Here is a 26,445-nt window from a genome sequence, read left to right as displayed (position 1 = left end):
CAAACCGGCAGGATCATAGCACAGAGTTGAATCCGCTAAGTGATCTGCATCACCCGGTTATCATGCATGGACAGAGCATACTGAACCCGTTAGGACGCACACGTTTGCCAAAAAGGAGCCTGCCCATGTCCGATGACCGCCTGATCGTTGCCCTTGATGTTCCGAATGCCCTGCAAGGGTTGGCCATGGCCGAGCGGCTGGGCGACAGCGTTTCGTTCTACAAGATCGGGTTGGGAATGCTGACCGGTGGCGGATTGGCCCTGGCCAATGAGCTGAAGCAGGACCACGGCAAACGCATCTTTCTGGACATGAAGCTGTTCGACATCGGCAACACAGTGGAAAACGCAGTACGCGGGTTGGCGCAATTCGATCTGGATTTCCTGACCGTGCATGGCGATCCGCACGTGGTTCGCGCGGCCAAAGAAGGGGCGGCAGGCAAAGACCTCAGGATTTTGGCGGTGACGATCCTGACTTCGCTGAACCGCGACGATCTGGATGCCAGCTTGCTGAAAGACGGATCAGTGCAGGAAATGGTCGTTGAACGTGCCGCACGTGCGCTGGAAGCCGGGGCCGACGGGGTCATTGCAAGCCCGCAGGAAGCTGCCCTGATCCGCGCCCTGCCCCAGGCCGAAGGTCGGCTGATCGTTACACCCGGTGTCCGCCCTGCAGGGGCCGCTTTGGGCGACCAGAAACGCGTGGCCACACCTGCCAGCGCCATCGGCGACGGGGCAGATCATATCGTGGTTGGCCGTCCGATTTATCAAGCTGACGACCCAAAAGCAGCAACCGAGGCCGTTTTGGCAGAGCTAAATTCTTTGACCACGAACTAAACAGACATGGCCGATTGACGTAGCCGACACACCCAAATCGGCTCGCAACGCCTTGACCTTAGGTCAATTTTGGCGTCAGCCGCGCCAAATCGTCCCTGTGCCTGAAAACACACATGAAAAACACAAGTTCAAAAGGCAAGTTCTCAACCCTGTCGTAATTGTGAGTTTTGCGCGATTCTGTAGGGGTATACTCCCCAACGGGCCATTTCTTCCTGAGGTCCGTTACCTCCCCCCGCGCAAGTGCGGGGGGGCTTCTTTGGTAAAATCCAGGCCTCCCATCACCGCGCAAATTCCGACCAAGAGGTCCCGCAGTCAGCGGCGCTTACCGGATGCGCAAGCACTTCAAAAATCCCGCCTATGGCGCAATCCGCAAAAACATCATGGCCTTCGCGCCGACGCTGCGAAGATCTCTGCAGCCCGGTTAAGGAATACTCCGTAAGTCATTTCGCTGAATCACCACCGATTCTGGTTCCGAAAACAGCACCGTCTTTTGCCGTGTCGAAATCCATGTGCCGCTTTTGCTTTGTTCTGAACCACGTTAGAATTTAGCAGATTGCTCGGGCGAACCAAGCCCGCGCCGGGCTAGGAAGTGACTGAAATGCCTGCTCTCTGTCAGGATTGCCTTACACAAATGGAAGCCGGAAGCAGGTGCCCGTCCTGCGGCAGCCCGCGCGTCAAATCGCACCCGGAGCTATTTGAGCTGAACATCGCGCACATGGACTGCGATGCCTTCTATGCCTCGGTCGAAAAAAGGGACAACCCCGAACTCGCAGATAAGCCGGTTATCATTGGCGGCGGCAAACGCGGGGTCGTGTCCACCGCCTGCTATGTGGCGCGCATTCGGGGCGTGCGATCGGCCATGCCGATGTTCAAGGCATTGCAGCTGTGCCCCGACGCTGTGGTCATCAAACCGCGCATGTCGGTTTATGCGGACGTGTCACGTCAGATCCGGTCGATGATGGATGAACTGACCCCGGTTGTGGAGCCATTGTCGCTGGATGAAGCCTTTATGGACCTGTCGGGAACCTATCGCCTGCACGGCGCCCCACCAGCGGTGATGCTGGCGCGACTGGTCAAGAGGATGAAAGATGAGCTGGGCCTGACCGGGTCAATCGGACTGAGTCACAACAAGTTTCTGGCCAAGGTTGCATCCGACCTTGATAAACCACGCGGATTTTCAGTGATCGGCAAGGCTGAGACAGCGGAATTCCTGCACAACAAGCCCGTGCGGCTGATCTGGGGCATTGGCCCTGCGGCCCAGGACTCTCTGGACCGGGCTGGGATTCGCAGTTTTGCCGATTTGTTGCGTTGGGATCAGGAGGCTCTGACCGCACGGTTCGGGTCGATGGGTTATCGGCTGTGGCACCTGGCGCGCGGGCAGGACAAGCGCCGCGTTTCCGGCAATGAGCCGATGAAATCAATCAGCAATGAAACGACTTTCTTCGAGGATACGGCCAGTATCGACATTCTGGACGGGCATTTGTGGCGTATGTCCGAGAAAGTGGCCGACAGGGCCAAGGCCAAGGGGTTGGCGGGACGGGTCATTACACTGAAACTCAAGAAGGCCAATCACAAGATCATCACACGGCGCGTTTCCCTGCGCGACGCGACTCAGATCGCCGACCGCATCTATCGAACGGCGCGTGGGCTTTTTGATCAGGTCGGAGATCGGGGACCATACCGCCTGCTTGGTTGCGGATTGTCGGATCTGTGCCCCGAGCACCAGGCCGATATTTCGGGCGACCTGCTGGACCCCGGTGCGGCAAAGCGGTCACAGGCAGAGCGGGCCACAGATGAAATCCGACGACGTTTTGGATCTGAGGCGATCGTGAAAGGGCGCGCGTTGCGCTAGGGCTATTCGGCAGCCAGACGGGCCGGCTCGGCGCCGATGCAGGCAATCTCTGAGATCACATCGCGCAGTATGGTTCGGAATTCATCGAAATTTTCGCTGGGCTCAATGGTGTCTTCGTTCATATAAAGCGACCGGTCGATTTCAATCTGAACCGCATGTTGATGACGCACGGGGCGACCATAGGTCTGGGTCACGTAAGCACCGGCAAACGGGGCATTGCGCGCTACATTCAACCCGGCAGATTCAAAGGCAGCTTCGATTCGATCGACGACCTCACCAGTCGCTGATGCCCCAAACCGGTCGCCCAGAACAATTTCCGGCCGTTTGGACTGTGCATTGCTGGCCATGGCGACGGCTTCATGTGGCATCGAATGGCAATCGATCAAAATAGCCTGCCCAAATGCCTCGTGCGATTCTGACAAAAGGGACTTCAGGCGTGCGTGATACGGGCGCCAGCATGTGTCGATCCGCAGGCGCGCTTCGTCCATCGTCAGTTTCCCGCGATAGATGGCCCGACCGTTGGCAACGACGCGCGGAATCACACCCAACCCGGACGCAACACGCGGGTTGTGACCATGTCTGCGCGCGCCTTCGATCAGGGCCGGATCCAGTTCATCGGCACTGCGATTCAGATCCAGGTATGCGCGCGGCATTGCAGCCGATATCAGCGGCGCACCAAATTCGGATGCCGGGGCAAACAGCTGATCGACAAAAGCATCCTCCGAGGATCGAATCACGCTTGGGCTTAACACTGTCTTCTTGAGCAGGGAATCAGGGTAGACGCGCCCGCTGTGTGGAGAGGAAAACACCACGCATGACGTACGCTTGACGGGCAATTCCAGTATATAGGCTGCGTTCGACATGGTGACTCCTTGTTCGCACTCAACATAGACCGGAAAATAGTTCTTCCAAACCCCTTGAACCCCTTTGCGACTCCTTTTATAGACCCCGCTACCGGCGCGGGGTTCCGCGCCCCATTTCGTTATGGGGCACATCTCGCAAAGGTAAGTGGGCGGTTAGCTCAGCGGTAGAGCACTTCGTTGACATCGAAGGGGTCACAAGTTCGATCCTTGTACCGCCCACCATCGTTTTCACTGCTTCGGGTCTGACCCGGGGCACCCGCTAACCCAGGCGCTGGCCACGTCTCTGATGAAGGCGCCGCAGATTGGAGACAGACCATGAAGGTCAAGAACTCGCTCCGCTCGCTCAAGAACCGGCACCGTGACTGCCGTGTTGTGCGTCGCAAAGGCCGCGTCTACGTGATCAACAAGACGCAGCGCAAGTTCAAAGCTCGTCAGGGCTAAGAACTGCATTGAACCGCTAAAAGAAGCCGCGCCGTTGAGCGCGGTTTTTTTGTTGTCTGCATTAGTCCGCGCAACATGGTACGCTTGCCTCATTTGATCGGAGCGCGAATTCCATGAGAGGACAAGGCGTCGACATACTGGTCGGAACGACCAAAGGCACATTCATCATCACCAGCGACCATGACAGGTCGAATTGGAAAGTTTCAGGCCCGCATTGCGATGGCTGGCCGATAAACCATGTGATCGGCGACGCAGAAACGGGCCTGCTTTGGGCCGGTGGCGGCAGCGATTGGCACGGCGCGGGCATCTGGCGGTCTGAAGACGGTGGAGAAACTTGGGAAGTGACAAGGCTTACCACCGGTCAGAGGGACGAATGGGCCAGCAATGACCCTGATTTCGCCAAGATGGTCGGCTGGACCGGCGAACCTATGCCTTTCACCGACGCATTTTCACAAATCTGGTCGCTGAGCTACGGGCACGGCACGTTGTATGCAGGCGCCAAACCAGCGCGTTTGCTGACCAGCCATGACAACGGGCGGACGTGGGAGACTGTCGAAGGCCTTACCAACCATTCTTCAGCGCCGGACTGGAATCCAGGGGGCGCCGGATTGGTATTGCACACAATCCTGGCAGACCCGGATGACAGCCAAAAACTCTGGGTCGGCATCTCAGCGGCGGGGGTCTTTGCGTCAGAAGACGGGGGCAGGAATTGGGAACGGCGCAACCGGTTGTCCAACGCGGAAAGCTGTGATCACCACGATCATCCCGCAGCCCCAAAGGATGGTGAAACAGGTCATTGCGTGCACAATATGGTTCGGGCCCCGAAGACCACGGACTTGCTGTACCAACAGAAACACCACGGAGTCTGGCGCTCGGTCGACGGGGGGCGCAGTTGGGAGGATATTACCGAGGGCCTTCCATCGACTTTCGGTTTTCCGATTCATGTTCATCCGCGAGATCCTGGCACGATCTGGACTTTACCCCTGAACGGCGACAGCATCGGCCGCTATCCACCCGACGCAGCAGCAGCGGTTTGGAAATCCACTGACGGCGGCGCGACATGGCAAGATCAACGGCACGGGCTGCCGCAGGAAAGCTGCTATTTTACGGTACTGCGTCAGGCTATGGCCGGAGACAGCCGAGACCCCGCAGGAGTTTATTTTGGGACAAACAGCGGGTCTGTTTTCGCGACCGGTGATGAAGGGGACACCTGGAACGAAGTGGCCCGACATTTGCCGACCATTCTCTCTGTTGAGGTTCTGGACCACGAATAGATCATTCGTGGCGATGAGACACTGATCCAATCACGGCCAGCGGCTCGAATGGTCATGAAGAGTGTGAAGATACAAGCTGCGCCATTTTGACCGAGTAAATTTGTCAGATTTCCTTGCATCCTCCCGAGAATCGTATAATTGACCAATTCAGTCGGATAACGATCCGCTACAACTTCAATCGTTGGGAAATATGATGCTGAAATCCTCTACATGCGTTGCTGCCGCTCTGACGGCCCTGATTGCAACCTCCGCCACCGCTGACGGCGAGCTGAACCTCTATTCTTCGCGCCACTACGACACGGATGAGCGTCTTTACACCGATTTTGAAGATGCCACCGGGATCACTATCAATCGCATCGAAGGCAAAGCAGACGAACTGATCGCTCGGATGGAAGCCGAAGGCGCAAATTCTCCGGCCGATATCCTGCTGACAGTTGACACATCACGCCTTGCGCGCGCCAAGAACGCAGGCATTCTGCAGACCGTGGACAGCGAAGTACTGGAAGACCGCATTCCGGCAAATCTTCAGGACGAAGACAATCAATGGTATGGATTTTCGCAGCGCGCCCGCATCATCTTCTTTGACAAGGAAGGCGTCGCCAACCCTCCGGCTTCTTATCTGGACCTGGCCAAACCCGAATTCAAAGGTCAAGTCTGCATTCGTTCGTCCAGCAATACCTACAACCAAACCCTGCTGGCCTCGATCATTACCAACCACGGCGCGGAAGAAGCAAAAAAATGGGCCGAAGGTGTCGTTGCCAACATGGCGCGTGACCCACAGGGTGGTGACACAGACCAACTCCGCGGCATCGTTTCGGGTGAATGCGAAATCGCGGTGTCCAATTCCTACTATTTCGCACGTGCCTTACGTAAGGACGTGAAGGGCCTGAGCGACCAGATTGACATGATCGGCGTGCAATTCCCCGCTCAGGACGCCGAAGGCGCACATATGAACCTTTCCGGCGCGGGCGTTGCGGCACATGCCCCGAACAAAGAAAACGCAATCAAGTTTCTTGAATATCTTGCCAGCGAACAGGCTCAGGAATACTTCTCGTCCGGTAATGACGAATTCCCGGCTGTTGAAGGTGTTGCTCTGGCTGAGCCGGTCGCTGCTCTGGGTGATTTCAAGGCTGACAGTGTCAACCTGTCCGAAGTTGCCAAAAACATTCCGGATGCGCAGAAGATCTTCAATGAGGTCGGCTGGAAATAAGCTGGCTCCATTCGAGCGGGAACGAGGCGCGGTCAGACGCGCCTCTTTTTCTATTGATTAAGGCTAAAAATCTACCAATACTCCCAGATAAGGGAAAAATTCTCGGTTCTGAAAAATGCTTGATAATATCTCGAACCGGCTTGCAAGCCAGCTGAGAGAACTGCGCAGAAGACAAGGCTGGTCCCTGGACCAGCTGGCCAGCCGCAGCGGACTTAGCCGGGCGACCCTGTCCCGCCTTGAAAAAGGCGATGTCAGCCCGACGGCGGAAAGCCTCGGGCGTTTGTGCGCAGCCTACCGGTTGCCCATGTCCCGGCTTTTAATGATGGTCGAAGACAGTTTCGACCCCAAAGTTCCGTTCGAACGACAGGCCGAATGGCGCGATCCGGAAACCGGTTTCACACGGCGCTCGGTTTCACCGGCCGCACCCGGGCTTAGCGGTGAAGTTCTGGAATGTCACTTGCCGCGGAACACCGTGATTTCCTATGACGCACCCCCCAATCCGGGGCAAGAACACCATTTAGTCGTATTGGACGGCGGCCTTTCCCTGACGCTGGATGAAACAACACATGAACTGGCCGGAGGAGATTGTCTGCGGTATCACCTGTCTGGCCCGACCCGGTTTGAAACAGGCGCACTGAAAGGCGCGCGTTATATTCTGGTGTTGTTGTGATACAGCGGCTTGACGAAAACAGCTTTGAAGCCGCCCTGCCCGATCTCAGCGAGATTCTCCACGCCTGCGTTCATGCAGGGGCCAGTATTGGCTTCATTCTCCCTTTTTCCCACGAGGATGCGCGGGCGTATTGGCTGGACAGGATACTGCCGGACTTACAGGCCGGTCTTTTGGATCTGTTTGTGTTTCTGGACCGGGGCCGCATTTTGGGAACGGTCCAGCTTGTCCCTGCAGCGATGCCAAACCAACCGCATCGCGCGGATGTAGCCAAATTGCTGGTTCACCCCGATGCAAGAAGGCGCGGTCTTGGGAGAAAACTGATGGCAGCGCTTGAGGGGCGTGCGATCGAACGCGGCAGATCCGTATTGGTTCTGGATACGCGCAGCACAGACCCTTCCAGAATCTTGTACCAAAGCATTGGATTCCGGAGTGCCGGGGAAATCCCAAATTACTGCCGCAACCCCTTTGAAGACCGCCTGGAACCCACAACGTTCATGTTCAAATTGCTGGAGTAAGAACGGCGCATGAGGGTTGTCGAACCCACAGTTCAATGTTTTGCTTATTATCAGTGAGTTTAGAAGATCGTGTGGTGCGGGTGGAGGGACTTGAACCCCCACGCCTTGCGGCGCCAGAACCTAAATCTGGTGCGTCTACCAATTTCGCCACACCCGCATTCCGGCATTTGCGCGCCGGATTGACGCGGTCAATATCAAAGCTTGAAACCAAGTGCGAGAGGGAATTGCAGGTGACGCCAAAGTTTATTCCCATTCGCAATATTACGCCTGTTCAAGGTACTGATCCAAATTCTTTCATGGCAACCGTCAGTTGAACTAACTCCTGTTCAATGCCGTGTAGAAACAAGGACATGGCGATGCAATTGAACAGGCCCTGCTGAGTTTATTCATCTCTACTGAGATGATCGGCACAATAGGTGCGCAATCGGATGAGGCGTTCATGAAGTCATCTGCGCGAGCATTTCTGCTTCGCAAAGTCCGCTGGGTCCAATCAATCAGAGCTCTGCGCACCAAAGCAGAAAAACCAATGCAAGTCCGCCCACTACCGGCAATCCCGATTTCCGCTGACGCGTGTGGTGCTCAAATCTTCAGGCGAATAGGCAACCGCGCACGCAAAGCCTCCTCGGCCTTGGCGGGCAGATGGTCGGGCGCGGGTTGTGCCTCGATCTGGGCAACGCGGGCGATGGCGCGGTCCCATACTGTCTGCGCACCGCTTTCCAGCCAGTCATTGACGCTTTGGCGGTCGCCCAGAGAGGGGTAGACATATTCGCGGGTCATTAGGTTCAGTGTTTGAGCGGTGCCAAGATAGTGCCCGTCGCCTGTGACGACCTCTTCGATCAGGTCAAGATCAATCGAGTTGTCACACATCTCGACCCCGCGAACAGACCGCAGGATCGCACCGCACATGTCGTTGTCGATCACCAGCGCCTCTTTGCTGGCGGCCATGATCGAGCCCAGCATGCCGACCGAAAGATTGATCATGTCCGCCCCGCCCTGCGCTGCCAGGGCGATGGTATAGCCTTTCTCGTATCCTGACTGCGCGTCAGCCGTCTTGGCGTCAGTCATCCCGGCGGAAACAGTCGATGGCAAGCCGAGGTTCAGCAACAGCTGCGCGGCGGCGGCATTGGCGATTGCGGCTTCACCCGATCCGCCGGTCATGGCCCCGGTGCGCAAATCCGAGATGAATGGCAGAAAGGCAAGGATGCAGGGAAAGCCGGACCTCATCATGTTGACTAGCACCAGACCCGCCATCGATTCTGCCAGACCTTGCGCCAGCGCTCCGGCAAGAGAGGCCGGGCTGGTTGCCCCCGCCTGAGCCGCCGAACAGATCTGGAGCGGCATCCCAAGACGCACGCATTCGCGCATGACACCACATGCTTCTTCGGCCAGCGTCAACGGCGGCACCACATGACAAACCGAGGCAAAGCAAAACGGTTGCCTCCTGAAACCCCCTTCTGCCCCCAACGCCTGATCAAGCATCTCGATCACTGGGGCGACGTGCGCCGGCTCGAAAAAGCTGGTGCCGATGGGCTTTGATGTCGCCTTCATTGCTGCAAAGGCGGTGTTGATATCCAACGTCAACGGGTCTTCCAGATCCCGCGCGACCACCGGGCGCAAAGAATAGTGAATCGCATCACAGGAATCGACGATCCGCATCAGACCATAAAGGTCCTTCAGCGTGCTGTCGCGATATGTATTGGTTTCGGAATCAAGGATGTGTACGGCCGCGCCGCCAGTACCTATATGGACCTTTCCACCGCCTATCTCGATCCCGCGATCCTTGATGAACCCGGGCAGTTCGACCCGCTTGCAGGCCTTGGAAATCACCTCTTCAACCAAAGCGCGGGGAAAGGTGATACGCCCGTCCGCCCGCTGCAACGCGCCGTTGTCCAGCGCCAGATCACGGATGTCACGGGACGCACCCGACACTCCTGTCCGTTCCAGAATATCAAACGCGGCGTTGGTAATTTGGGCAAGCTTGCCCTCGTCCAGCGGTCTGAACCGTCCACCGAAAGGTGGCGGCGTCATTTGGTGCGCAGAAAGTTCCAAGCCCCGACCGGATCGTGATCGCCGCATGTCTACATCCTATGTGGATCCCCATGCGGAGGCATATTAGGAAGCGCCACTTTCAAGCTCAATTCTATTAGTTGCATAATTTCGTGAAATTATTTCGCTCAATGTAGGTCAGGCCCACCACCCGCCCTGAACAGGGGGCCTGTCCTTTTTGCTGTCGGGAAGGAAATCAAGCGAACTCTCCCATGGGTTGAGGCATTCTTATGCGCGCCTCACCACATTCGCGCCACAATTCAAACGTTAAAATATCTTATTCGCGTCAAAATAACACCGCCTTGAGGGTTCTTCTTGGGCACAGGAGTTAATGAGTCTTTTTGCGCATCTGCTGCGCTGTACCAGTGTTTCACTCAACTCCAGCACAAGGGTCTTTACCGTGACCGACATGATGAACTCCGCCGCTGCCGAGCAAGACGCTGTCGTTTTTGCACGTCAAAGTTTTCTTGGTGAACTCAAAACACTGAACCGCGATTACCCTGACACGGGATTTGGCATTGCGTTGCGAACCCATTCCGGCGACCACTATCTGCTGGCCAATGCGCGGATGCCTTTGCCTTCCTTCAAATCTGAAGGGTTTCCCACCGGACGCCAGGTTGCACGCCTGGAAAACGGTGATCATTTCAGTCTGATCGAAGTTCTGGCCGATGCCGGGGCATATGAAAACATTTCTCCGCGCGCTGAAGCCGAAATTCTGGGCAACGCTCTGGATCTGATTGCCCGGATCGACACCCTGACCCGCGCGCCTTCTGGCCGAATGCCGGAAACCCTGCAAATCGCCGCAACTGGAACCGGAGGCTGATCCATGGCGCGCAACGAACATCTTCTGTCCGTAGGTAATGAGGCCCTGTCACCTATGACGTCGGCCATGACGTCCCTGACGGCTCAGATCGACCAATTGACGGAAGTGGCCGATGCGCGCTCTTCGGCACGGCTGGCGACACTCAAGACGCGGATGGAGAACTTTACCGCGTCAGTGACGCTGGTCGGGCAGGTGAAGGCCGGTAAATCCTCGATCGTGAACATCCTTGCGGGCCGTCCAGCCCTGCTGCCGTCGGATGTGAACCCATGGACCTCGGTTGTCACCACCCTGAACATCAACACCCGTACGCAGGGCGGCACCAAGTCCAGGTTTACCTTCTTCGAGCAGGAGGAGTGGGACAATCTGATGGTCGGCGGCGGTCGGCTGGGCGAACTGGCCAACCGGGCTGGTGCGGACGACGAAATGGATGATATCCGGCGTCAGATCAATGAAATGAAGTCCAAGTCCGAAGCGCGGTTGGGAAAGCACTTCGACCTGATTCTCGGCCAGAGCCACCAGTACGACTATTTCGATGAGGAACTGATCCAGCGCTATGTGTGTCTGGGGGACGAAGACGACCCGGATATTAACCCAAAAACGGGGCGGTTCGCCGATGTCACCAAATCAGCGGAACTGTTCATGGATATTCCCCAATATCCGATCTCGCTGAAGCTCTGCGACACGCCCGGTGTGAACGATACCTTCATGGTGCGCGAACAGATCACCTTGCGCAGCTTGCGCGGATCCGAGGTCTGTATTGTGGTTCTCGCGGCCAGTCAGGCGCTGACCACCATGGATATGGCGCTGATGCGGATCATCGCCCAATTCGAACACCGTCAGATCATCCTGTTCGTGAACCGGATCGACGAGCTGGCCGATCCCGTCAATCAGGTTCCGGAAATCCGCGACCGGATTCAGGACACGCTGAAACAGAACAACATCGACACAAACACCAGCGTTGTATTTGGAAGCGCTTTGTGGGCCGAGGCCGCACTGACTGGCAACCCCGACATCCTGACAGAAGAATCTCGACAGGCGCTGAACACGTTCTACCTGGCGGCCGGATTTGGCGATCAGGCACCTTCGCTTGACAAAATCTGGGCGTTGTCCGGTCTGCCTGACCTTCTGCTGGCCATGAATGAACGCATTGCCGAAGGCGCGGGCACCCGTCTGCTGGATCGTGTGCGCCACCGGGCCCGAAACATTGCCAGCCAGATTCGGGCCACGGCCGTCGCCAAGACTCTGTCTGGTGGCGAAGGAGTGGTTCGGGATCTGGACGGAGTATCGCCAGAAGACGCCATTTCCACCGTAGCCGCCGAATACGAAAAGAAGGTCGCTGACCTGACCACGTCGCTGCGCGACAAGGTGCTTGAACGGTTGGCCTCGGCCGAGGCGAATTTTGTCAAACGGGCGACGGATTCCCTGATTTCCCATCTGGAACAGAACGGCGAACAAGGCACCTGGCAGTATGATCCGGCCGGGCTGCGCACCCTGCAGAAGGCCGCCTATTTCAGCTTCGCCCGATCCATCCGCAAGGAAGCCGGAGCGCTGTACGCAACCGCCGCAACGGACGTGGAAGCCCTGTATCACAGGTTGCTGGGCAACCATTTGGGTGAATTCAAGATCGAAGCCCCGATTGTACCGCGCGTCCCGCCGCCATTGGGCATCGGGCGAACCATTGCGCTTGATTTGCAAAGCACCTGGTGGCGCCGCTGGTGGAAACGCCGCAAAGGATTCGAGGCTTATGCGGCGGATTACACCCGCCTGATCGCCTCCGAAGCGAACTCGATCACCAAGGATATCGAAGAAAACCAGATCGCAGCCGTTCTGGAAAACGTCAGGGCTACTCTGTCCGATTTCATGCGTGAACAGAAAGAGACCCTGCTGAACATCTCGGCTACGGCGGAGCAGGATCCCGGACGCAACACCGCATTGATGGCAGGCATCCAACTGCAGAAATCGCGGGACGAAATTCTGGGTAGCATCCTTAAAGATCTAAGTAACGAGGCAGCATAAGTAGAGATATGACAAAAGACTCACAAAACCGCTTCGTGTCACCAAAGGCCTGGGAACGCATCGAGCAGTGGTCCCGCCGCAAGCCGGTCTTTGCGCTAATGGGGGAATTCAGCGCCGGGAAATCGACGCTGATGAATTTTCTCCTGCGCACGCAGGCACTGCCGACACAGGTCACGGCGACGCAATTGCCGCCCATCTGGTTCAGTTGGGGCAACAAACCTGCATTTGTAAAACGGCATGATGGCAGCACGGAAAGTATCACGCTGGATCAGCTTGAAAGTGTTGGCGTGAATGATGCGCAGTTCATTCGCATCTATCTCGAGGCCGACATTCTGGAAGCTGTCGACCTGATCGATACCCCGGGCATTTCGGATCCCAAGATTTCGACCGATGTGTGGCGGCGCGCGATCGGTCAGGCCAATGGCGTTCTGTGGTGTACCCATGCAACGCAGGCCTGGCGCGAGACTGAACGCGCAACCTGGGTATCCCTGCCCGAGCGTTTGCAGAACAACTCCCTGTTGCTGGTCACCCGCGTCGATGCACTTGATGTCAAAGACCGCCAGAAAGTGCTGCGACGGGTCAATCGGGAAGCCGGACATCTGTTCAACAGGTCGATCCTGTTTTCTGCGCGCGATGCCATTACGGCGCGGGACAAAACCGGCGATGCCGAGCTTTGGTCGCGCAGTGGTGGCGGCAAGATGGTCGACAGCTTTCTGGAGATCACCGAGCACATCATGGACAACCGGGCCGAACAGCTGTCCCGCTATCAGATCGACAAGACGCTGCCCAACGAACCCAGGGTTCGGCCGCTGCGTCCGTCGCGTAAAACCGATGGCGAGGCGGACAAACGGCCCGAAAGTGAAGCGGCGCCCCTCCAGCTGGTAAACCCCCTTGCCGACGAAAGCGACGAACCCAAGGTCGTGACCAGCTTTCCAGTGCGTCCTGCACGTGTGGAGCGGCAAGGCGAGGATTCGGAACGACCGCGAATTGACGCGGCTGAGGCCGAACGACTGCGGGCTGAGATGGTGCCCGATACCGTAGACTCGAGCAAAGACGGCGAAGACGACGATCTGCGGACCTTTTTCCGCAAAACGTCGGAGGGTCCGCTGGACCTGACTGCGCTGGCCAGATCCACTTCGGATGAAGACGAGTTCGATCTGCTGGACGAAGACGAACTGGATGAAGAGGCTCGCGACCCGGCGATTGCGACCAGTGAACCCGAAGGTTGGGACGAGTCTGAAACCCTGATCGCGACGGCTGAAGAAAATCAAGCGGATGCGCCTGAAGTCTCGGTCGAGGAGGAAGCTGAAAAAGAAGAGGGAATTGAGGTATCGGTCTCGTCGATCACGGCTTTGCTGGCCCAGCAATCGGACAAGTCAGACCAGGAATACGAACCTGAGCCTGAAGACCTTAGCCCCGCCGAAGCCGAGATTCTGTCCATGCCGGGCGGAAATGCCGAAGCGCCAAGCCGCGAATCCGAGAACATCGATGCTATAGCTGGCCAGATGTCGGCGCCTAAGGAAAGCTCGCTCAGCGCATCCGCCATGTGGCGCGAGATTGCGAAGGACGAAGACCTGCCGGAAGATGCCGAAGGCTTAAAGAACGTATTCACGGCGTTTCTGGCTGAGTTTGACAAAATCGCCGTTGAGCACAACGAGCAGCAGACCAAAGAGGCGTTGCGCCCAATGGCAAAAACCAGTGAAAACAGCAGGGCGGAATGGCATGTGCTTTAGTCCCGGAAACATTGTCCTGACGGACAGTTTCGACAGAATTGCCAGGTGTTAGATGTCGATCGAAGCTGCGTTGACCACTGCAATGGAATCAATACCCGACTGCATCGCAGCCGGGTATGTCGATATGGAAACCGGGATGTTACTGGGGACAAAAGTCGCTGACCCGGAAGGTGGCGACGCATTGGACACACTTGCAGTTGCAGTCGCCAACCTGTTTCAGGGCCGGGGAGTACGGGCCTTTGAACAGCTTCTGCGGCAGGCAGAGCCAGAAAGCACGGACGGTTCCAGCTTTGGCGAGATTGCAGTGTTTTCAAATGATCGGCTCAATATTTTTCTGCGGACCCGGGAATATCCCGATCATGTTGTCTGCTACGTCTGTCACAGCAGCGCGAATGTCGGGTTGGCGTTGGCGAAATCACATCTGAGTCTGGGGTCGGTGGCGGCTGCAGTCTAGTTCGACCTGAGGGGGTCAAGACATGATGGATACTGACATACTTGACATGCTCGAAGACATCGGGCGGTCATCTGTTGCCCGGCTCTCTCCGGCTGTGACGCTGGCGGGCGACACTCCCGTAACACGTCGCGCTGAAGTATTGCGCGCCATTCGCCGAACCGTATTGCCGCGCCGCCTGGAATTTACGGCTGCAAATGGAGATTGCCTTGCAATTGAGGTCAACAGTTCAAGGGTCACGGATGTCTTTCGCGTCCGGTCCGGTTTGGTGCCGGATTTTGAAACCGAACCGCGGGATGCTTTGACTGACAGGCTGGCTCATCTGTTGTCGGATATTGCCGCTGCCCCTGCCCCGCTGGAACTGACGTCATTGCAGCCGGATACCGCGCTGGAAGCGGATGATGTCGGGATAACCCTCAGCGAAATCCAGGTTGCCTGCCAGAGTATTGAATTTCCAACCGAACCAATTGTTTCGATTGTGCCTGATGTCCAAACGGACCCGCAACCGCCCACACCCCAATCGGATACGCTGGCAGCAAGATTCTTTGACGCGGCCGACAAATTTGCGCTGGGACGGATTCTGGCGGAAAGCTCAGATGGGCGTGAATTGCAATCCGACGGCATTTGCGCACCCGGCCAAAGCGCTGGGCCAAATCAGGATCTTCTTGCACAATTTGCGAAGGATTTGAGCGGGTGGAACGCCGATCTGGCTATCGATCCCGAAAAGCCGCAACTGATTGTCATGCGTCCGTCCGGCGGCAAAGGAGCCGGTCTTGCGGTTCTGCAGCATGGTGATCAATTCGCGGTCGCCTTGCATGAGGCGCGCAAGCTGGGTTCAGCGGTCAATCTGTGGGCCTCTCTGAAGGGATCAGAGGAATGACCGCGCCCAAAACAATCAATTTTTCGAATAATTCAATCCGTGAGTACGAGTAAACAGGTATAACGTTATGAGTGAAAATAATCGTCGCGAGTTAATTCGCATCGCAGAAGACATGAATGAAGTGAGCAATGACGAAACCCGTCAGTTCATTTCGCGTATTGTGAGAGACCTTACAAATCTGAGGCCCTCCATCGCTTTTGTCGGTCAGATCAAGGCCGGTAAGTCTCGTCTGATCAATGGCTTCACCGGGCAGGCCGAGTTCCTTCCGTCGGATGTAAACCCCTGGACCACCGTAATCACCGACATGCATTTCGGGCATCCTTCGGGCCGGACGGACGGGGCCGAATTTCATTTCTTCGACAATCGCCAATGGCAGGCGCTGATCGCCGAAGGTGAAGAACTGCGCAACATGTTCCCCGATGACGAGGACAGCTATAAGCGCGAGATGATCGAGGAACAGGTCGAGGCGATGAAAACCCGCGCCCGGCTGCGTTTGGGCGAAAGCTATGAACAACTGCTGGGTCAGCACCACGATCTGGAACATCTCAATACGGACGATCTGGCGCGCTATGTCTGCGCCGGGGATGATCCAACCGATACTGAAACGCACGACCCCGGTTCTGACCGGGGCCTCTACAGTGACATTACCCGCAAGGCCGAAGTTTATTTCGACATCGGCCACTTTCCGTTCCCGCTGACCGTCACAGATACGCCCGGTGTCAACGACCCGCTGCTTATCCGCGAGGAAATCTCGCGCCAGTATCTGAAGGAATCCGACTTTTTTGTTGTGGTTCTGTCGGCGCATCAGGCCCTGTCCCGGGCTGACCTGAAACTCTTCCGTTTGATGCAGGCGTTGGAGTTGGGCCAGATCGTCGTGTTCATCAACCGCGTGGACGAACTGGGCGGTGGTGCCGACGATGCAACGAAAGTGCGTGCGGACGTTCGCGACGGGCTTGAGAAAGCCCTTGGAAACTCGGATATCGACGTTTTGATGGGCAGTGCCCAATGGGCACATTATGCCCTCACCGGAGATGACACCGGGATCAATCACGATCACGTTCTTGCCTGGTTGCGAGCCCATCCCGAACAGATGCAGCAATATCTGAAAGGTGTTGAGGAGATCAAACAAGGCCCCGGCCCCATCAGTCGCGAAGGTGTCCTGCGCTTTGCGGCCATGATCGCCTCGGGCCTTCCGGATCTGCGCCGGCATGTGACCCGCGCCCTCACCGAGGGTCCCCGGAACGAACAGATGCGCATGGCGTGGCAGCACCTGAACAGTTTCGCCAAGGGCGAGGTTGAACGCTCTGGCGCGCATCTTCGCGCTTTGGAAGTCGATTCCGGCAATGACACCTCAAGTGCGGATGAAAACGACAAGACGCTGGGCGATCTTCGCGCCTTGGTGGTCGAAAAAACCAGCGAAATCACAAATGATATGGACGACGTTCTGGCCAATCTGCGTGGTGTCATGGATGACACGGTGGCCGAATCCGTATCGGGCGTGGTGCGTGGACCGAACGGGCAATCGCCGCTGCTGATCAGGGGCGGCGATACCGAATTGAACTTTACCCCGCTGCGCGATCGGATGCGGGAACTTGTTCAGGGTGCGACGCAGGTCGTCCGTCAACGGATGCTGAGCGAGCTTTACGCCATCGACATGCAATGCAACGCGGCACTGCGGACACTGGCAGGCTGGCATGATCCGGCTGACAACCGCATGAACACCAGTGCCGTGCGGTGGTACCGGCCGGACACAACCGCTCTGACACGCGGAATCACGGTAGAGTTGCGTGTGAACTGGCTCTCTCGCCTGATATCGCGTAATAGTGTGGTATCCAGGGCCGAACGAATGATCGTTCAGGAATTCGAGATGATCGGAGATGATCTGGTCGACACCGCGCGCGGGGATTTACTGGAACGCCTGAATACCGTTCTGGATCACTACATGGCTCTGTTGGCCGGACATCTTGAACATCGCGCCGGTAGCGGAGAGGCAAATGCGAGAACACAGGCGCAGACCGCATATGATCGCGCCCGGCGGATTGCCGATGAACTGGGTTCCGTTTTCGGACCAAATTTGGCGGAAAACACACAAGCAGAGGCTGCTGAATGATTGAATTTCCCGGAACCGAAAAGGAAGTGCGTCAGCTTGAGCGCTTTCTGACCGCGACGGAGGCATTGCCTTCCGATACGGCGCTGGACAAAATGCGCGAGCGTGCGCTGGCCCACGCCGAACGGTTGTCCAATGCTGTCAATATCGGTTTCGCGGGCGAGTTCGGGGCTGGCAAATCCAGTCTGGCCAACATGCTGGCCGGGGCCGACATACTGCCGACCGGGCCGCAACATCTGAAACTGCCCTTGGTGATTGTTGCCTATGCCGATACACCGGAAACCACCGTCGGGTGGTGGGATAAAGAGCCAATGGTGTACTCCGGCATAGCGCTTGAGAAGGCGGCTGCGGACAATCCCGATTTCATCTCAGTCGGGCTGAATACACCTGCACTCAAGGAAATCTCACTGTTCGATCTGCCGGGGTCTGGTGCGCTTGACGATACGTACAAGCAAACGCTGGACCTTCTGAAGTTTGTCGACTGCGCGATCTGGTGCACAAACGGAACCAATGCCTGGCGCGAAACCGAACGTCATCTGTGGGCCCGGGTTTCGGAAGAACTGCGGGCAAACAGCCTGCTGGCCGTCACTCATACCGATCTGCCGCCGGTCCGCGATGCGCTGGATCGTGTTCTGGCTCGGTTGAACAAGGAAAAAGGCGACCTGTTCCGTGCGGTTGTCCCAATCGGCACACCGATAGCGGTCAAGGCAATGGCGCAAGAGCCCGAGCCCGATTTCGACCTATGGGAAACATGCGGCGGGCAAAATTTGGCTGAACAAGTATTGCAGGTCGCATCCGACCGACGGCTGAAGGATCTGGAGGCCGCTCGCACCGACCTGAGGCAACAATTTCTGCCCTATCTGGAAAGCCTGCCCGGTGAGGAACCGGCGCCGGAGTCAGAAAGCACCGATGCGTCGGCCATGCACACGGCGTTGGGGACTGCACTGCCCCCATTGGACAACCCCATACTGGAAGACTGGCTGGCCGCAATCACCAGCATCTACGAGGACCTGCGGGAATCGTCCAGTATCGAACCCGCAGCCTTCCTTCAAAGCTGCCAGGATATCGTCGAAGACTTCGCCGAACGTCTGGAACAGGGGGACGAAATCGACCCTGAGGCAGACTGGATACCGGGTGAGTTCGAAAAGGCCACCGACCTGCTGCTGTTGCTTCAGTTCGAAAGTGGCGATGCGCCGCTCAAGGACGCGATCAGCATCTTGGCGCAGCTGGGCGACAACCTGGCCTGGGCCGGAAGCAAGGTTTCCTCACCACAACCGAAAACCGGCACCTGACAATTTTCTCTTTAAAACTGATCTTGGATATCGCGAATCGAGCCCGGCAGAATCGGGCTTTTATTGTTTCTATTTCGTGGACCAAGAGCGTTTAGCGGACGATCAGTTCACACGCTTGACGAGCTGGAACACAACATATAGCCACACCACCCACCTCTGTTACTGTATGTAGTTTTTGATCAAAAACGATCCTTAGTGAAGCCATCAGGTGGCCCCAATAAAGTCAAATTTGAAACGTCTAACCGTTCTCAAGTGTTCTGCGGTTGTTTCTGGTTGTGAGTTCGAGGGCCATTTGCCCGGTTGTCATTACGCCGCAAAGTTTAGAACGGGTGGAAAGAATGAGCCGCAACCAGGCAGTCGGTGCATCGCACGACGAACCGAAAATTGAAGGATTGGAACCGGGCGCAAAGCTGTTGCGCGGCCAGTATGAAATCCTTCGTTATCTCAGCAACGGCGGATTTGGGATCACCTATCTGGCGCGCGACAGCCTGGAGCGCGATGTGGTGATCAAGGAATGCTATCCCGGTGCCCTCTGCCGCCGGAATGGCGATCTGGTGGAACCCAACGACCCTTCATATCAGGAAGATCTGCGCGCGATCATCGACCTGTTCATTCAGGAAGCCCGCAACCACGCGCGGCTTGTCCACCCCAATATCGTCGATGTGCATCAGGTGTTCGAAGACAATGACACCGCGTATATCGCCATGGACCTGATCCGGGGTTGCGACCTGCTGGATTACGTCGAGAACCCGGAAAACGATGGCGGGCCCGACTTTATCGTTCAGGTCACGGAAAAAATGCTGTCGGCCGTGTCCTTCATTCACCAAAGCGGCATGTTGCACCGCGACATCTCGCCCGACAACATTCTGATCGACGAAAATGGCGATCCTGTTCTGATCGATTTTGGAGCAGCCCGGGAACAGGCAGCACATCAGAGCGCGGCTCTTCTTACGCTTCGCGTGATCAAGGACGGCTATTCCCCTCATGAATTCTATGTGCGCGGGGCCGAGCAAGGCCCAAGCAGCGACCTGTATGTTCTTGCGGCCACCCTGTACCACGCGATCAGCGGCGAACGCCCCATAGATGGCCAGACCCGCCTGAACGCCTTCAACAGCAGCCAGGATGACCCCTACACTCCGTTGGCCGGTCAATTTGAAGGTTATCCCGAGGGATTTCTGGAAGCGATTGACAAGGCGATGGAAGTTCACGCCACGGATCGGTTGCAAAACGCGCTGGAGTGGTTGCGGATGTTCCGTGGTCCGAGCGTGATGTTCGACAGCTTTGCCTATCGTCCCGTTTCGGTCATCGTCGGCATGGACCGCAAAGATGACGAGGAAGAAAAAGCCCGCATCAAGGCCGAAAGCGAAAATGCCGAGGCGGTGGTTACCGCCCTACTGGCGGGCAACCAGGACATCGTTATCGGCAATGAGGATGACAAAGATTTGGCCAAATTCGCGCCCAAGGCCAACGAGCCGGTTGCGGTAGACACCGTTGTACAAAACCGGTCAGGCGGCAGCGGCAAAATGATTGCCGGCCTTGCCGTAGTCGCAGCACTTGCGGCAGGTGGTTACATCTTTATGGAGAGCAACAAGGGCACCGATATCTCCAGCACCACGGAAACAGCCACACCTGCGGCCGAAACGGCGGAACCTGCGGTAATTGCCGCGGAACCCGCCGAAGAAAAGACCGAAGTTGCAGCCGCCCCAGTCGAAGAACCCCCAGAGGTTGCGGCGCCGGTCAGTGCAGACACCACAGCAGTCGAGACCGTTCAGACCGAAACGGAAACAGCAGTTGTCACACCTGCCGAACCCGTCACCATACAGAAAGAAAACCCCCAGGAGCAGCCTGTCGAGCAGACACAGGCCAAACCGGCGGCCCTGAACGAGGCCGAAGCAAAGACCGCCGAGGGAACAGCGGAAACAGAAACACCCGCGGCCCCGGCGGCACCGGTTAACCTCGCTGAAACGCAAGTTGCATTCGCTCATTGGGACGTAGAAATTCCTTTTGCGACCGCCAAACGCCGCGCCTCGACCGGTAACGTGATCGCCGTTACCGAGGTTGATCCGTCGCTTGACATGGGCGTCATCGGTGAATGGGTCCAACGCGGTGCCGCGATTTTCACACTGAATGGCAACCCAGTGCGCTCGGATGTGACGTTTGCCGCCCAAGTTCTGGATGACCTAAAGGTCGATCCGGACGGCTATATCCGCGTATCTGCACGCTATCGCCCATTGGGCAAGACCCGCGCTCAGAACGGATTGCTGGCGTTGCCTGCTCATCGCAAGCTCGGGCTGGAGAATGGGTTTGCCTTTGATATCCGTCACAACGGTGACGGCTGGCAGACGGTTGTCACCAGTGCCCCTGCAGGTGAAGCAGGCGGCCTTCGGCAAGGGGATATTCTGCGGAATGAAACGCATACAGGTCTGGCCATTGACGGCCCGGAAAGCCTGGATGCTGTACTGGCCGATCTGGTCTCGGAAAATCAGCCCCAGGCACGGCTGACTGTGTTGCGCAACGGTGCGGACACGTCTGCCACCATGCCTTTGGCGAGGGAGTGATCGGACAGTTTGAAATGTGATCTGCCAGTGTGTGTTTGCTGAGGGTCGCGGGTCAAACCCGCAACCCTGACGGGAACCGGCCCGTCGCGGAAAGTTAAGTTAGTTCTCTGGTTTCTCAAATCGTAGGTGCCGCTGCGCATGTTGCGCGGAGGTGAGTAGCAGCCGCGCGGGACAGTCGTCCTGTGCCCAAAGTCAAAGGTGTCGACACCATGTTCAAATATAAAAGCCCTCTCAGCCGGCTTCTCGAAGGTGCCGGCAAAGCAAGAGAAACCGAAACCGAAGACGTTGCCGCCCCGGCGGAAGAAAGCCCGGAAAACAAGCAGCCGATCGCGGACTTCAACGCACTGCGCGCAGCGTTGGGCGGTGGAAACCTCTCGGCCGAAAGCTACGAAGAAGCCGATGAACTGATCCCTGAAGAAAAGATGCCAGAATTCGCTGAAGGCGAAACTGAAGTGGACTCCTCGGATGACGAAGCGCAGGTCGAAGTAGAAGACGCGGTCGCAGAACCGGAAGCTCCACAACCCGAAGAGGCACAGGACGATCAAGTTGTAACTCTGCACTTGACGACTGAAGTTACCGAAGTTGAGGCGGTTGAAGAAACCCCTGAGGCCGACGAAGCCGCAGTTGAAGTAATCGAAGACCCTGCAGAGCCGGAAATTCAACCGGAACCGGAAGCCGTGCAGTCACACGAACCTCAAGTGATGCAGGTCGCCGAACCGGAAATCGTCCAGGTGCCTGAAACGGAAGTTGCACAGGCCCCGGAGGTCGAGGAAACCCCGGCAGCGCCCGTTGCCGCCGATGATCGCCGCAGCCGCGTGAAGACAACCTTCCTGGGGTTTGAGCGTGCCGACACACATGTGCAGGATCTGATGGAAACGGCCGAACCGGTCGCCAAGTCCGAAGCTGCACAGGAGACCTTTCCTGTTGGCTGGCTGGTTGTCACGTCCGGCCCGGGTCGTGGTGCGTGCATCACGCTGACCGAAGGCTTGATGCAGATCGGCCGCAATGACGATCAGGCCATTCAGCTGGACTTCGGCGACACAGGTATTTCGCGCAGCAACCACGCCGTGATCGCCTATGACCCCGAAGATCGCAAATGCTACCTGGGGCACGGCGGCAAGGCCAATCTTGTGCGCCTGAACGGCAAGCCGGTGCTCAGCACTGTGGCTCTGTCCAGCGGCGACCTGATCCGGATCAGCGAAACTTCGATCCGTTTCGCTGCTTTCTGTGATGACGGCTTTGACTGGCGGGATTCCTGATAGATGCTGGCGACCCCGGCATATGATATTGCACTGATCCTGGATCAGGGTCAGCGCGACACGCAGGAAGATGCGATTGCATCGCGCATGTTTGACGCGTGCAACGCAGGTTACGTGATTGTGGCCGACGGAATGGGCGGTCACGCTGCAGGTGAAATAGCTTCGGAGTTGGTGATCGCCGCCTGGCGCGGGGCACTGGACGCCGAGCTTGAGACGGACACTCCAAGCGAAGCTAACCTGATCGACGCCCTGCCTCTGGCCGCCATGCAGGCCAATGCCGCTATCGCCAACCACAGCGAAGAACAGGGCGACGGATTCAACATGGGCTCGACCCTGCTGGGTCTTCTGCTGCTGGGCCAACGCGCGTTCTGGATTTCGATCGGTGACAGTCCGCTTTATTTGTTCCGGAATGGCCAGCTGACCCAGATAAATGAAGATCACTCGATGGCACCTGTGATTGACGCACAGGCCGCCGAAGGTGCTCTGACCCTGGCCGAGGCACAGGCTCACCCTGACCGTAATCAACTGACTTCGGTGGTTATGGGCGCCGCTATTCCTAAAGTCGATTGCCCTGAACAGCCTTTGAAGCTGGAAGCCGCTGATATCCTGATATTGGGCAGCGATGGGCTGCAATACCTCAACGACGCGGAAATTCGGTCCATCGTGACCGACAATGCGCAGGCCTTGGCACAGGATCTGGCGGATGCGTTGCTTCGCGCCCTGCAAGCCAAAAACGACCCCGATCAGGACAACGTATCAATCGCCGTGGTGAAACCGGCAATACCCTAACACAGGCAAAGCAACAGGACCCATGAGAAACCATCTGATCGTATCAAGTCTGGCTCTCGCAGCCGCGACGGGCGCGGCCTCGGCGCAAGAGGCGTGCAGTACCTATGAGATTCAGCGAGGCGACAGCCTCCGGGAACTGGCGATACAAGTCTATTCGACTGAAGACTATCGGTTTATATACGACGCGAACCGGGATGTCATCGGCTCGAACCCGAACATCATTCGGGTCGGCGATATTCTGACTTTCCCCTGCCTTGAAGAGGTCGGACGCGAGGCAGCAGTGCCGGATACCAAAGCCGGACGCATCGCCGCGGAAATGGCTGCCGAGTTGGTGAAAGCCGCAGAAGAGCGGGCCGAAAAAGCCATTGCCGACGCCGAAGCCCGCGTTGCAGCAGCCGAAGCCGAGGCCAAGAAGGCCAGCGAAGACGCTGTGATCGAGGCCAAAGCGGCGGCCAAAGAAGAAATTGAAGCCGCACGCGCCGAAGCTGCAGCGCTGATCCGCAACGCAGGCGACAATGAGCGGCCCGAGGTTCGGGATCGCCAGATTTTGCTGATCACCGGCGGAAATTATGCACCCTTCACGGATGAGGCACTGCCGAACCGAGGGTTATATACCTATCTGGTCGAAACCGCGATGCTGCGGGCCGCGCCCGAGCAATCCTACAAGATCCAGTTCGTCAACGACTGGTCGTCGCATCTGGATCTGCTTATGCCGACGCTGGCGTTCGACGCGACATTCCCCTGGTCGCGCCCCAATTGCGAAGAGGCCGAAGCCCTTTCCGACAAGGACCGTTCGCGGTGTGAGACCTACAATTTTTCCAACCCGTTCTACGAAGTTGTTGACACCTTCTTCGCCCGCGAAGGTTCGGGCTATGAACAGACACTGACCTACGCGGATTTCGCGGGCACCACGATCTGCCGCCCCGAAGGCTGGTCTCTGTCGCACATGGATGCGGTCGGCCTTTACGAGCCGGCGATCAAGTTGATGCGTCCGGTTTCGCCGGATGACTGCTTTCACGCCGTCATGGAAGGCACCGCCGACATCGTCGCCATCGAGGCACACCTGGCGGTCGAGGCAATCGGTCGGCTGGGTTACGAACACCGCATCATCGAAAACCCCAATCTGGCGGCGATCAAGTCGCTTAACATCATGACCCACAAGGACAATCCTGACGGGGAGGCAATCCTTGAGACGCTGAACCAGGGTCTGGCAATCATGCAGCAATCGGGCGAATGGCGCGACATCGTGTCGACCGCCCTGCGTCACCAAATGGAAAATGGCTAAGGCCGCAATCGGCCTGACACACAAGAAAGTCTGGAGGAAGTGGACATGTTTAATATTGATCTGAAGAAAGTGGTAATGTCGGCCACCGCCGTCACAGCACTGAGCGCAACCGCGGCGGCGGCACAGGAAGCCTGTACCAACTACACCGTCGAGGATGGCGATACGATGGCAACCATCGCCATCGCGGCTTATGGAACGTCGAACTATCAGCCGATCTTCAACGCGAACCGCAACGTCATTACGAACCCGAACGCACTGGAGCCGGGCCTGGTTCTGGCCCTACCCTGTGAGGACGGCAGCCTGCCCAACGGTCAGACCGCACAGGAAATCATCGCGGCGGAAGAACAGCGCGCGGCCAGCGTAAAGCGGTCGAGCGTCTACCAACCGCCGATCAAACTGGTCACCGGCAATGGCTGGGCGCCGTTTGCCGATGAATCGCTGAACGGCGGCGGTGCAATCACCCGCCTGGGCACCACTGCCCTGCAGCGTGGCGGCAACGCCCGCGACTATTCGGTCAGCTTCGTGGACGACTGGAACTCGCACCTGGAAACGCTGCTGCCTTTGGGGGCGTTTGACGTATCCATGGCGTGGAACATGCCCGACTGCACCAACCGCACCTACGAATGGTCGTGGGAAACTGAAGTGCGCTGCACCCAGTTCGACTCTTCCGTTCCGGTTTATGACATCGTGGTCGGGTTCTACACCCTGCCGGAAAGCAGCTATGCAAGCGCGACAACTTTTGAAGAGCTGAAAGGGTCCACCATCTGCCGCATGGACGGCTGGTTCATCCACGATCTGGAACAGGAAGGCTTGCATAACGGCGAATCCATGACCCTGATGCAACCCATCACCGCGCGCGAATGCCTCGACGCTGTTCTGACAGGTACCGCCGACGTCGCGACGTTCGAAGTTCAGTTGTTCTCGGACACCATGGTCGAAATGGGCCTGAACCAGAACGACATGGTGGAAAACCCCTTCGTGACCTCGCTGTCTTCGCTGCGCTTCATCAGCCACCGGAGCAACCCGTTCGGCAAGCAGTATCTGGCGATGCTGAACAAGGGCCTGAACGAAATGCGTGAATCCGGCGAATGGTACGCCATCGTTTCTGACACGCTGCGCGAGCACAACGAGAAACTTATGGCAGCGTCGAACTGATCCCTCGGTTCAGCTGATACACTGGGGCCGGTTCCGCAACCGGCCCCTTTTTTGTTCGTGATAACCCAGTGCCCTGGCCTGGACTTGGTGGTTGGGCGCCGCATCACGGAACTGAAAGAAGCCTAAGCTGATCGCCTTTTTGTCCTTTGTATCCGGGATTATTCTGGACACGGTGACCGTCGGACGGCGGGAAATGAAGCGGCTGCATTATCTCAGCCTGCCAGCGCCAATATCCAAATAACGGCACTCGGTCTGCTTTCGGACAAGCAAAAAACACCCCAACTACGGGAAACCCCCAATATCGGAAGCTGCCGGGTTTGATATTCTGACCCCAACAGCACCGGTGAGGCCTGAGCCTCTCCACTCACTTGAAAAGGGACTGACTTTGGGGGTCAG

Annotated in this window: 21 protein-coding genes and 2 tRNA genes; 20 read left to right on the top strand and 3 right to left on the bottom strand. The window is 57.3% G+C overall.

Going from position 1 to position 26,445, the window contains the following annotated elements; all coding sequences use genetic code 11:
* Positions 1-125: 125 nt before the first annotated feature.
* Positions 126-830 carry an orotidine-5'-phosphate decarboxylase gene (pyrF, locus tag ACR0CG_RS06460; protein WP_480523497.1) on the top strand — a complete coding sequence of 235 codons (705 nt, stop codon included), beginning with the start codon at positions 126-128 and terminating at the stop codon, positions 828-830.
* Positions 831-1,428: 598 nt separating this feature from the next.
* Complete coding sequence (locus ACR0CG_RS06455; protein ID WP_480523495.1) at positions 1,429-2,682, top strand: DNA polymerase IV; 1,254 nt, start codon at positions 1,429-1,431, stop codon at positions 2,680-2,682.
* Positions 2,683-2,684: 2 nt separating this feature from the next.
* Here ACR0CG_RS06455 and ACR0CG_RS06450 read toward each other — a convergent pair whose 3' ends face one another.
* Positions 2,685-3,545, bottom strand: a complete 861-nt coding sequence (locus ACR0CG_RS06450; RefSeq protein ID WP_480523493.1) for an N-formylglutamate amidohydrolase — start codon at positions 3,543-3,545, stop codon at positions 2,685-2,687.
* Positions 3,546-3,692: 147 nt separating this feature from the next.
* Between ACR0CG_RS06450 and ACR0CG_RS06445 the strand changes: the two genes are divergently transcribed.
* The 6 genes from ACR0CG_RS06445 (at position 3,693) to ACR0CG_RS06420 (ending at position 7,655) form a co-directional block, all read left to right on the top strand.
* Positions 3,693-3,767, top strand: a tRNA-Val gene (locus ACR0CG_RS06445).
* A 93-nt stretch (positions 3,768-3,860) separates the two neighbouring features.
* Positions 3,861-3,986 carry a type B 50S ribosomal protein L36 gene (gene ykgO / locus ACR0CG_RS06440; protein WP_005648635.1) on the top strand — a complete coding sequence of 42 codons (126 nt, stop codon included), beginning with the start codon at positions 3,861-3,863 and terminating at the stop codon, positions 3,984-3,986.
* Between the two features lie 113 nt (positions 3,987-4,099).
* A complete protein-coding gene (locus ACR0CG_RS06435) occupies positions 4,100-5,260 on the top strand; it encodes a sialidase family protein (RefSeq protein WP_480523492.1) in 1,161 nt (386 codons plus the stop codon).
* A gap of 193 nt (positions 5,261-5,453) precedes the next feature.
* Entirely contained in the window at positions 5,454-6,470 is a 1,017-nt protein-coding gene (locus ACR0CG_RS06430; protein ID WP_480523490.1) for a Fe(3+) ABC transporter substrate-binding protein, read from the top strand.
* Between the two features lie 115 nt (positions 6,471-6,585).
* Entirely contained in the window at positions 6,586-7,140 is a 555-nt protein-coding gene (locus ACR0CG_RS06425) for a helix-turn-helix domain-containing protein (protein ID WP_480523488.1), read from the top strand.
* Positions 7,137-7,655, top strand: a complete 519-nt coding sequence (locus ACR0CG_RS06420; protein ID WP_480523487.1) for an N-acetyltransferase family protein — start codon at positions 7,137-7,139, stop codon at positions 7,653-7,655. The genes ACR0CG_RS06425 and ACR0CG_RS06420 overlap by 4 nt, the downstream gene beginning before the upstream one ends.
* 72 nt (positions 7,656-7,727) lie before the next feature.
* Here ACR0CG_RS06420 and ACR0CG_RS06415 read toward each other — a convergent pair.
* Positions 7,728-7,812: transfer RNA gene (locus ACR0CG_RS06415), tRNA-Leu, on the bottom strand.
* Between the two features lie 422 nt (positions 7,813-8,234).
* Positions 8,235-9,683 (bottom strand): trimethylamine methyltransferase family protein, encoded by a 1,449-nt coding sequence (locus ACR0CG_RS06410; protein WP_480523485.1) that lies wholly within the window; start codon positions 9,681-9,683, stop codon positions 8,235-8,237.
* A gap of 349 nt (positions 9,684-10,032) precedes the next feature.
* Between ACR0CG_RS06410 and ACR0CG_RS06405 the strand changes: the two genes are divergently transcribed.
* From ACR0CG_RS06405 to ACR0CG_RS06350, 12 genes are all read left to right on the top strand, one after another.
* Positions 10,033-10,524 carry a hypothetical protein gene (locus ACR0CG_RS06405; protein WP_480523483.1) on the top strand — a complete coding sequence of 164 codons (492 nt, stop codon included), beginning with the start codon at positions 10,033-10,035 and terminating at the stop codon, positions 10,522-10,524.
* Positions 10,525-10,527: 3 nt separating this feature from the next.
* Positions 10,528-12,540 carry a dynamin family protein gene (locus ACR0CG_RS06400; protein ID WP_480523481.1) on the top strand — a complete coding sequence of 671 codons (2,013 nt, stop codon included), beginning with the start codon at positions 10,528-10,530 and terminating at the stop codon, positions 12,538-12,540.
* Between the two features lie 8 nt (positions 12,541-12,548).
* A complete protein-coding gene (locus ACR0CG_RS06395; RefSeq protein ID WP_480523479.1) occupies positions 12,549-14,273 on the top strand; it encodes a dynamin family protein in 1,725 nt (574 codons plus the stop codon).
* Positions 14,274-14,325: 52 nt separating this feature from the next.
* The gene (locus tag ACR0CG_RS06390) at positions 14,326-14,727 is read left to right on the top strand and encodes a hypothetical protein (protein ID WP_480523477.1); all 402 of its coding nucleotides are present in this window, start codon (positions 14,326-14,328) and stop codon (positions 14,725-14,727) included.
* Positions 14,728-14,749: 22 nt separating this feature from the next.
* Positions 14,750-15,604, top strand: coding sequence for a hypothetical protein (locus ACR0CG_RS06385; RefSeq protein ID WP_480523475.1), 855 nt, complete (start codon positions 14,750-14,752; stop codon positions 15,602-15,604).
* A gap of 112 nt (positions 15,605-15,716) precedes the next feature.
* Positions 15,717-17,714: a dynamin family protein gene (locus ACR0CG_RS06380; RefSeq protein ID WP_480523474.1), complete on the top strand. Its 1,998-nt coding sequence runs from the start codon at positions 15,717-15,719 to the stop codon at positions 17,712-17,714.
* The gene (locus ACR0CG_RS06375) at positions 17,711-19,003 is read left to right on the top strand and encodes a dynamin family protein (protein ID WP_480523472.1); all 1,293 of its coding nucleotides are present in this window, start codon (positions 17,711-17,713) and stop codon (positions 19,001-19,003) included. Before ACR0CG_RS06380 ends, ACR0CG_RS06375 begins: the two co-directional genes overlap by 4 nt.
* A gap of 338 nt (positions 19,004-19,341) precedes the next feature.
* Positions 19,342-21,561, top strand: coding sequence for a protein kinase domain-containing protein (locus ACR0CG_RS06370; protein WP_480523470.1), 2,220 nt, complete (start codon positions 19,342-19,344; stop codon positions 21,559-21,561).
* 209 nt (positions 21,562-21,770) lie between these two features.
* Entirely contained in the window at positions 21,771-22,820 is a 1,050-nt protein-coding gene (locus ACR0CG_RS06365; RefSeq protein ID WP_480523468.1) for an FHA domain-containing protein, read from the top strand.
* Between the two features lie 3 nt (positions 22,821-22,823).
* Positions 22,824-23,609 (top strand): PP2C family protein-serine/threonine phosphatase, encoded by a 786-nt coding sequence (locus ACR0CG_RS06360; protein ID WP_480523466.1) that lies wholly within the window; start codon positions 22,824-22,826, stop codon positions 23,607-23,609.
* A gap of 22 nt (positions 23,610-23,631) precedes the next feature.
* On the top strand, positions 23,632-24,894 hold the full coding sequence (locus tag ACR0CG_RS06355) for a type 2 periplasmic-binding domain-containing protein (protein ID WP_480523464.1): 1,263 nt from the start codon (positions 23,632-23,634) through the stop codon (positions 24,892-24,894).
* A 45-nt stretch (positions 24,895-24,939) separates the two neighbouring features.
* Positions 24,940-26,049 carry a transporter substrate-binding domain-containing protein gene (locus ACR0CG_RS06350; protein WP_170611179.1) on the top strand — a complete coding sequence of 370 codons (1,110 nt, stop codon included), beginning with the start codon at positions 24,940-24,942 and terminating at the stop codon, positions 26,047-26,049.
* Positions 26,050-26,445: the final 396 nt, after the last annotated feature.

This window comes from Ruegeria sp. AB8, from assembly GCF_056542605.1.
This window is presented reverse-complemented; position numbering and strand designations above follow the sequence as displayed.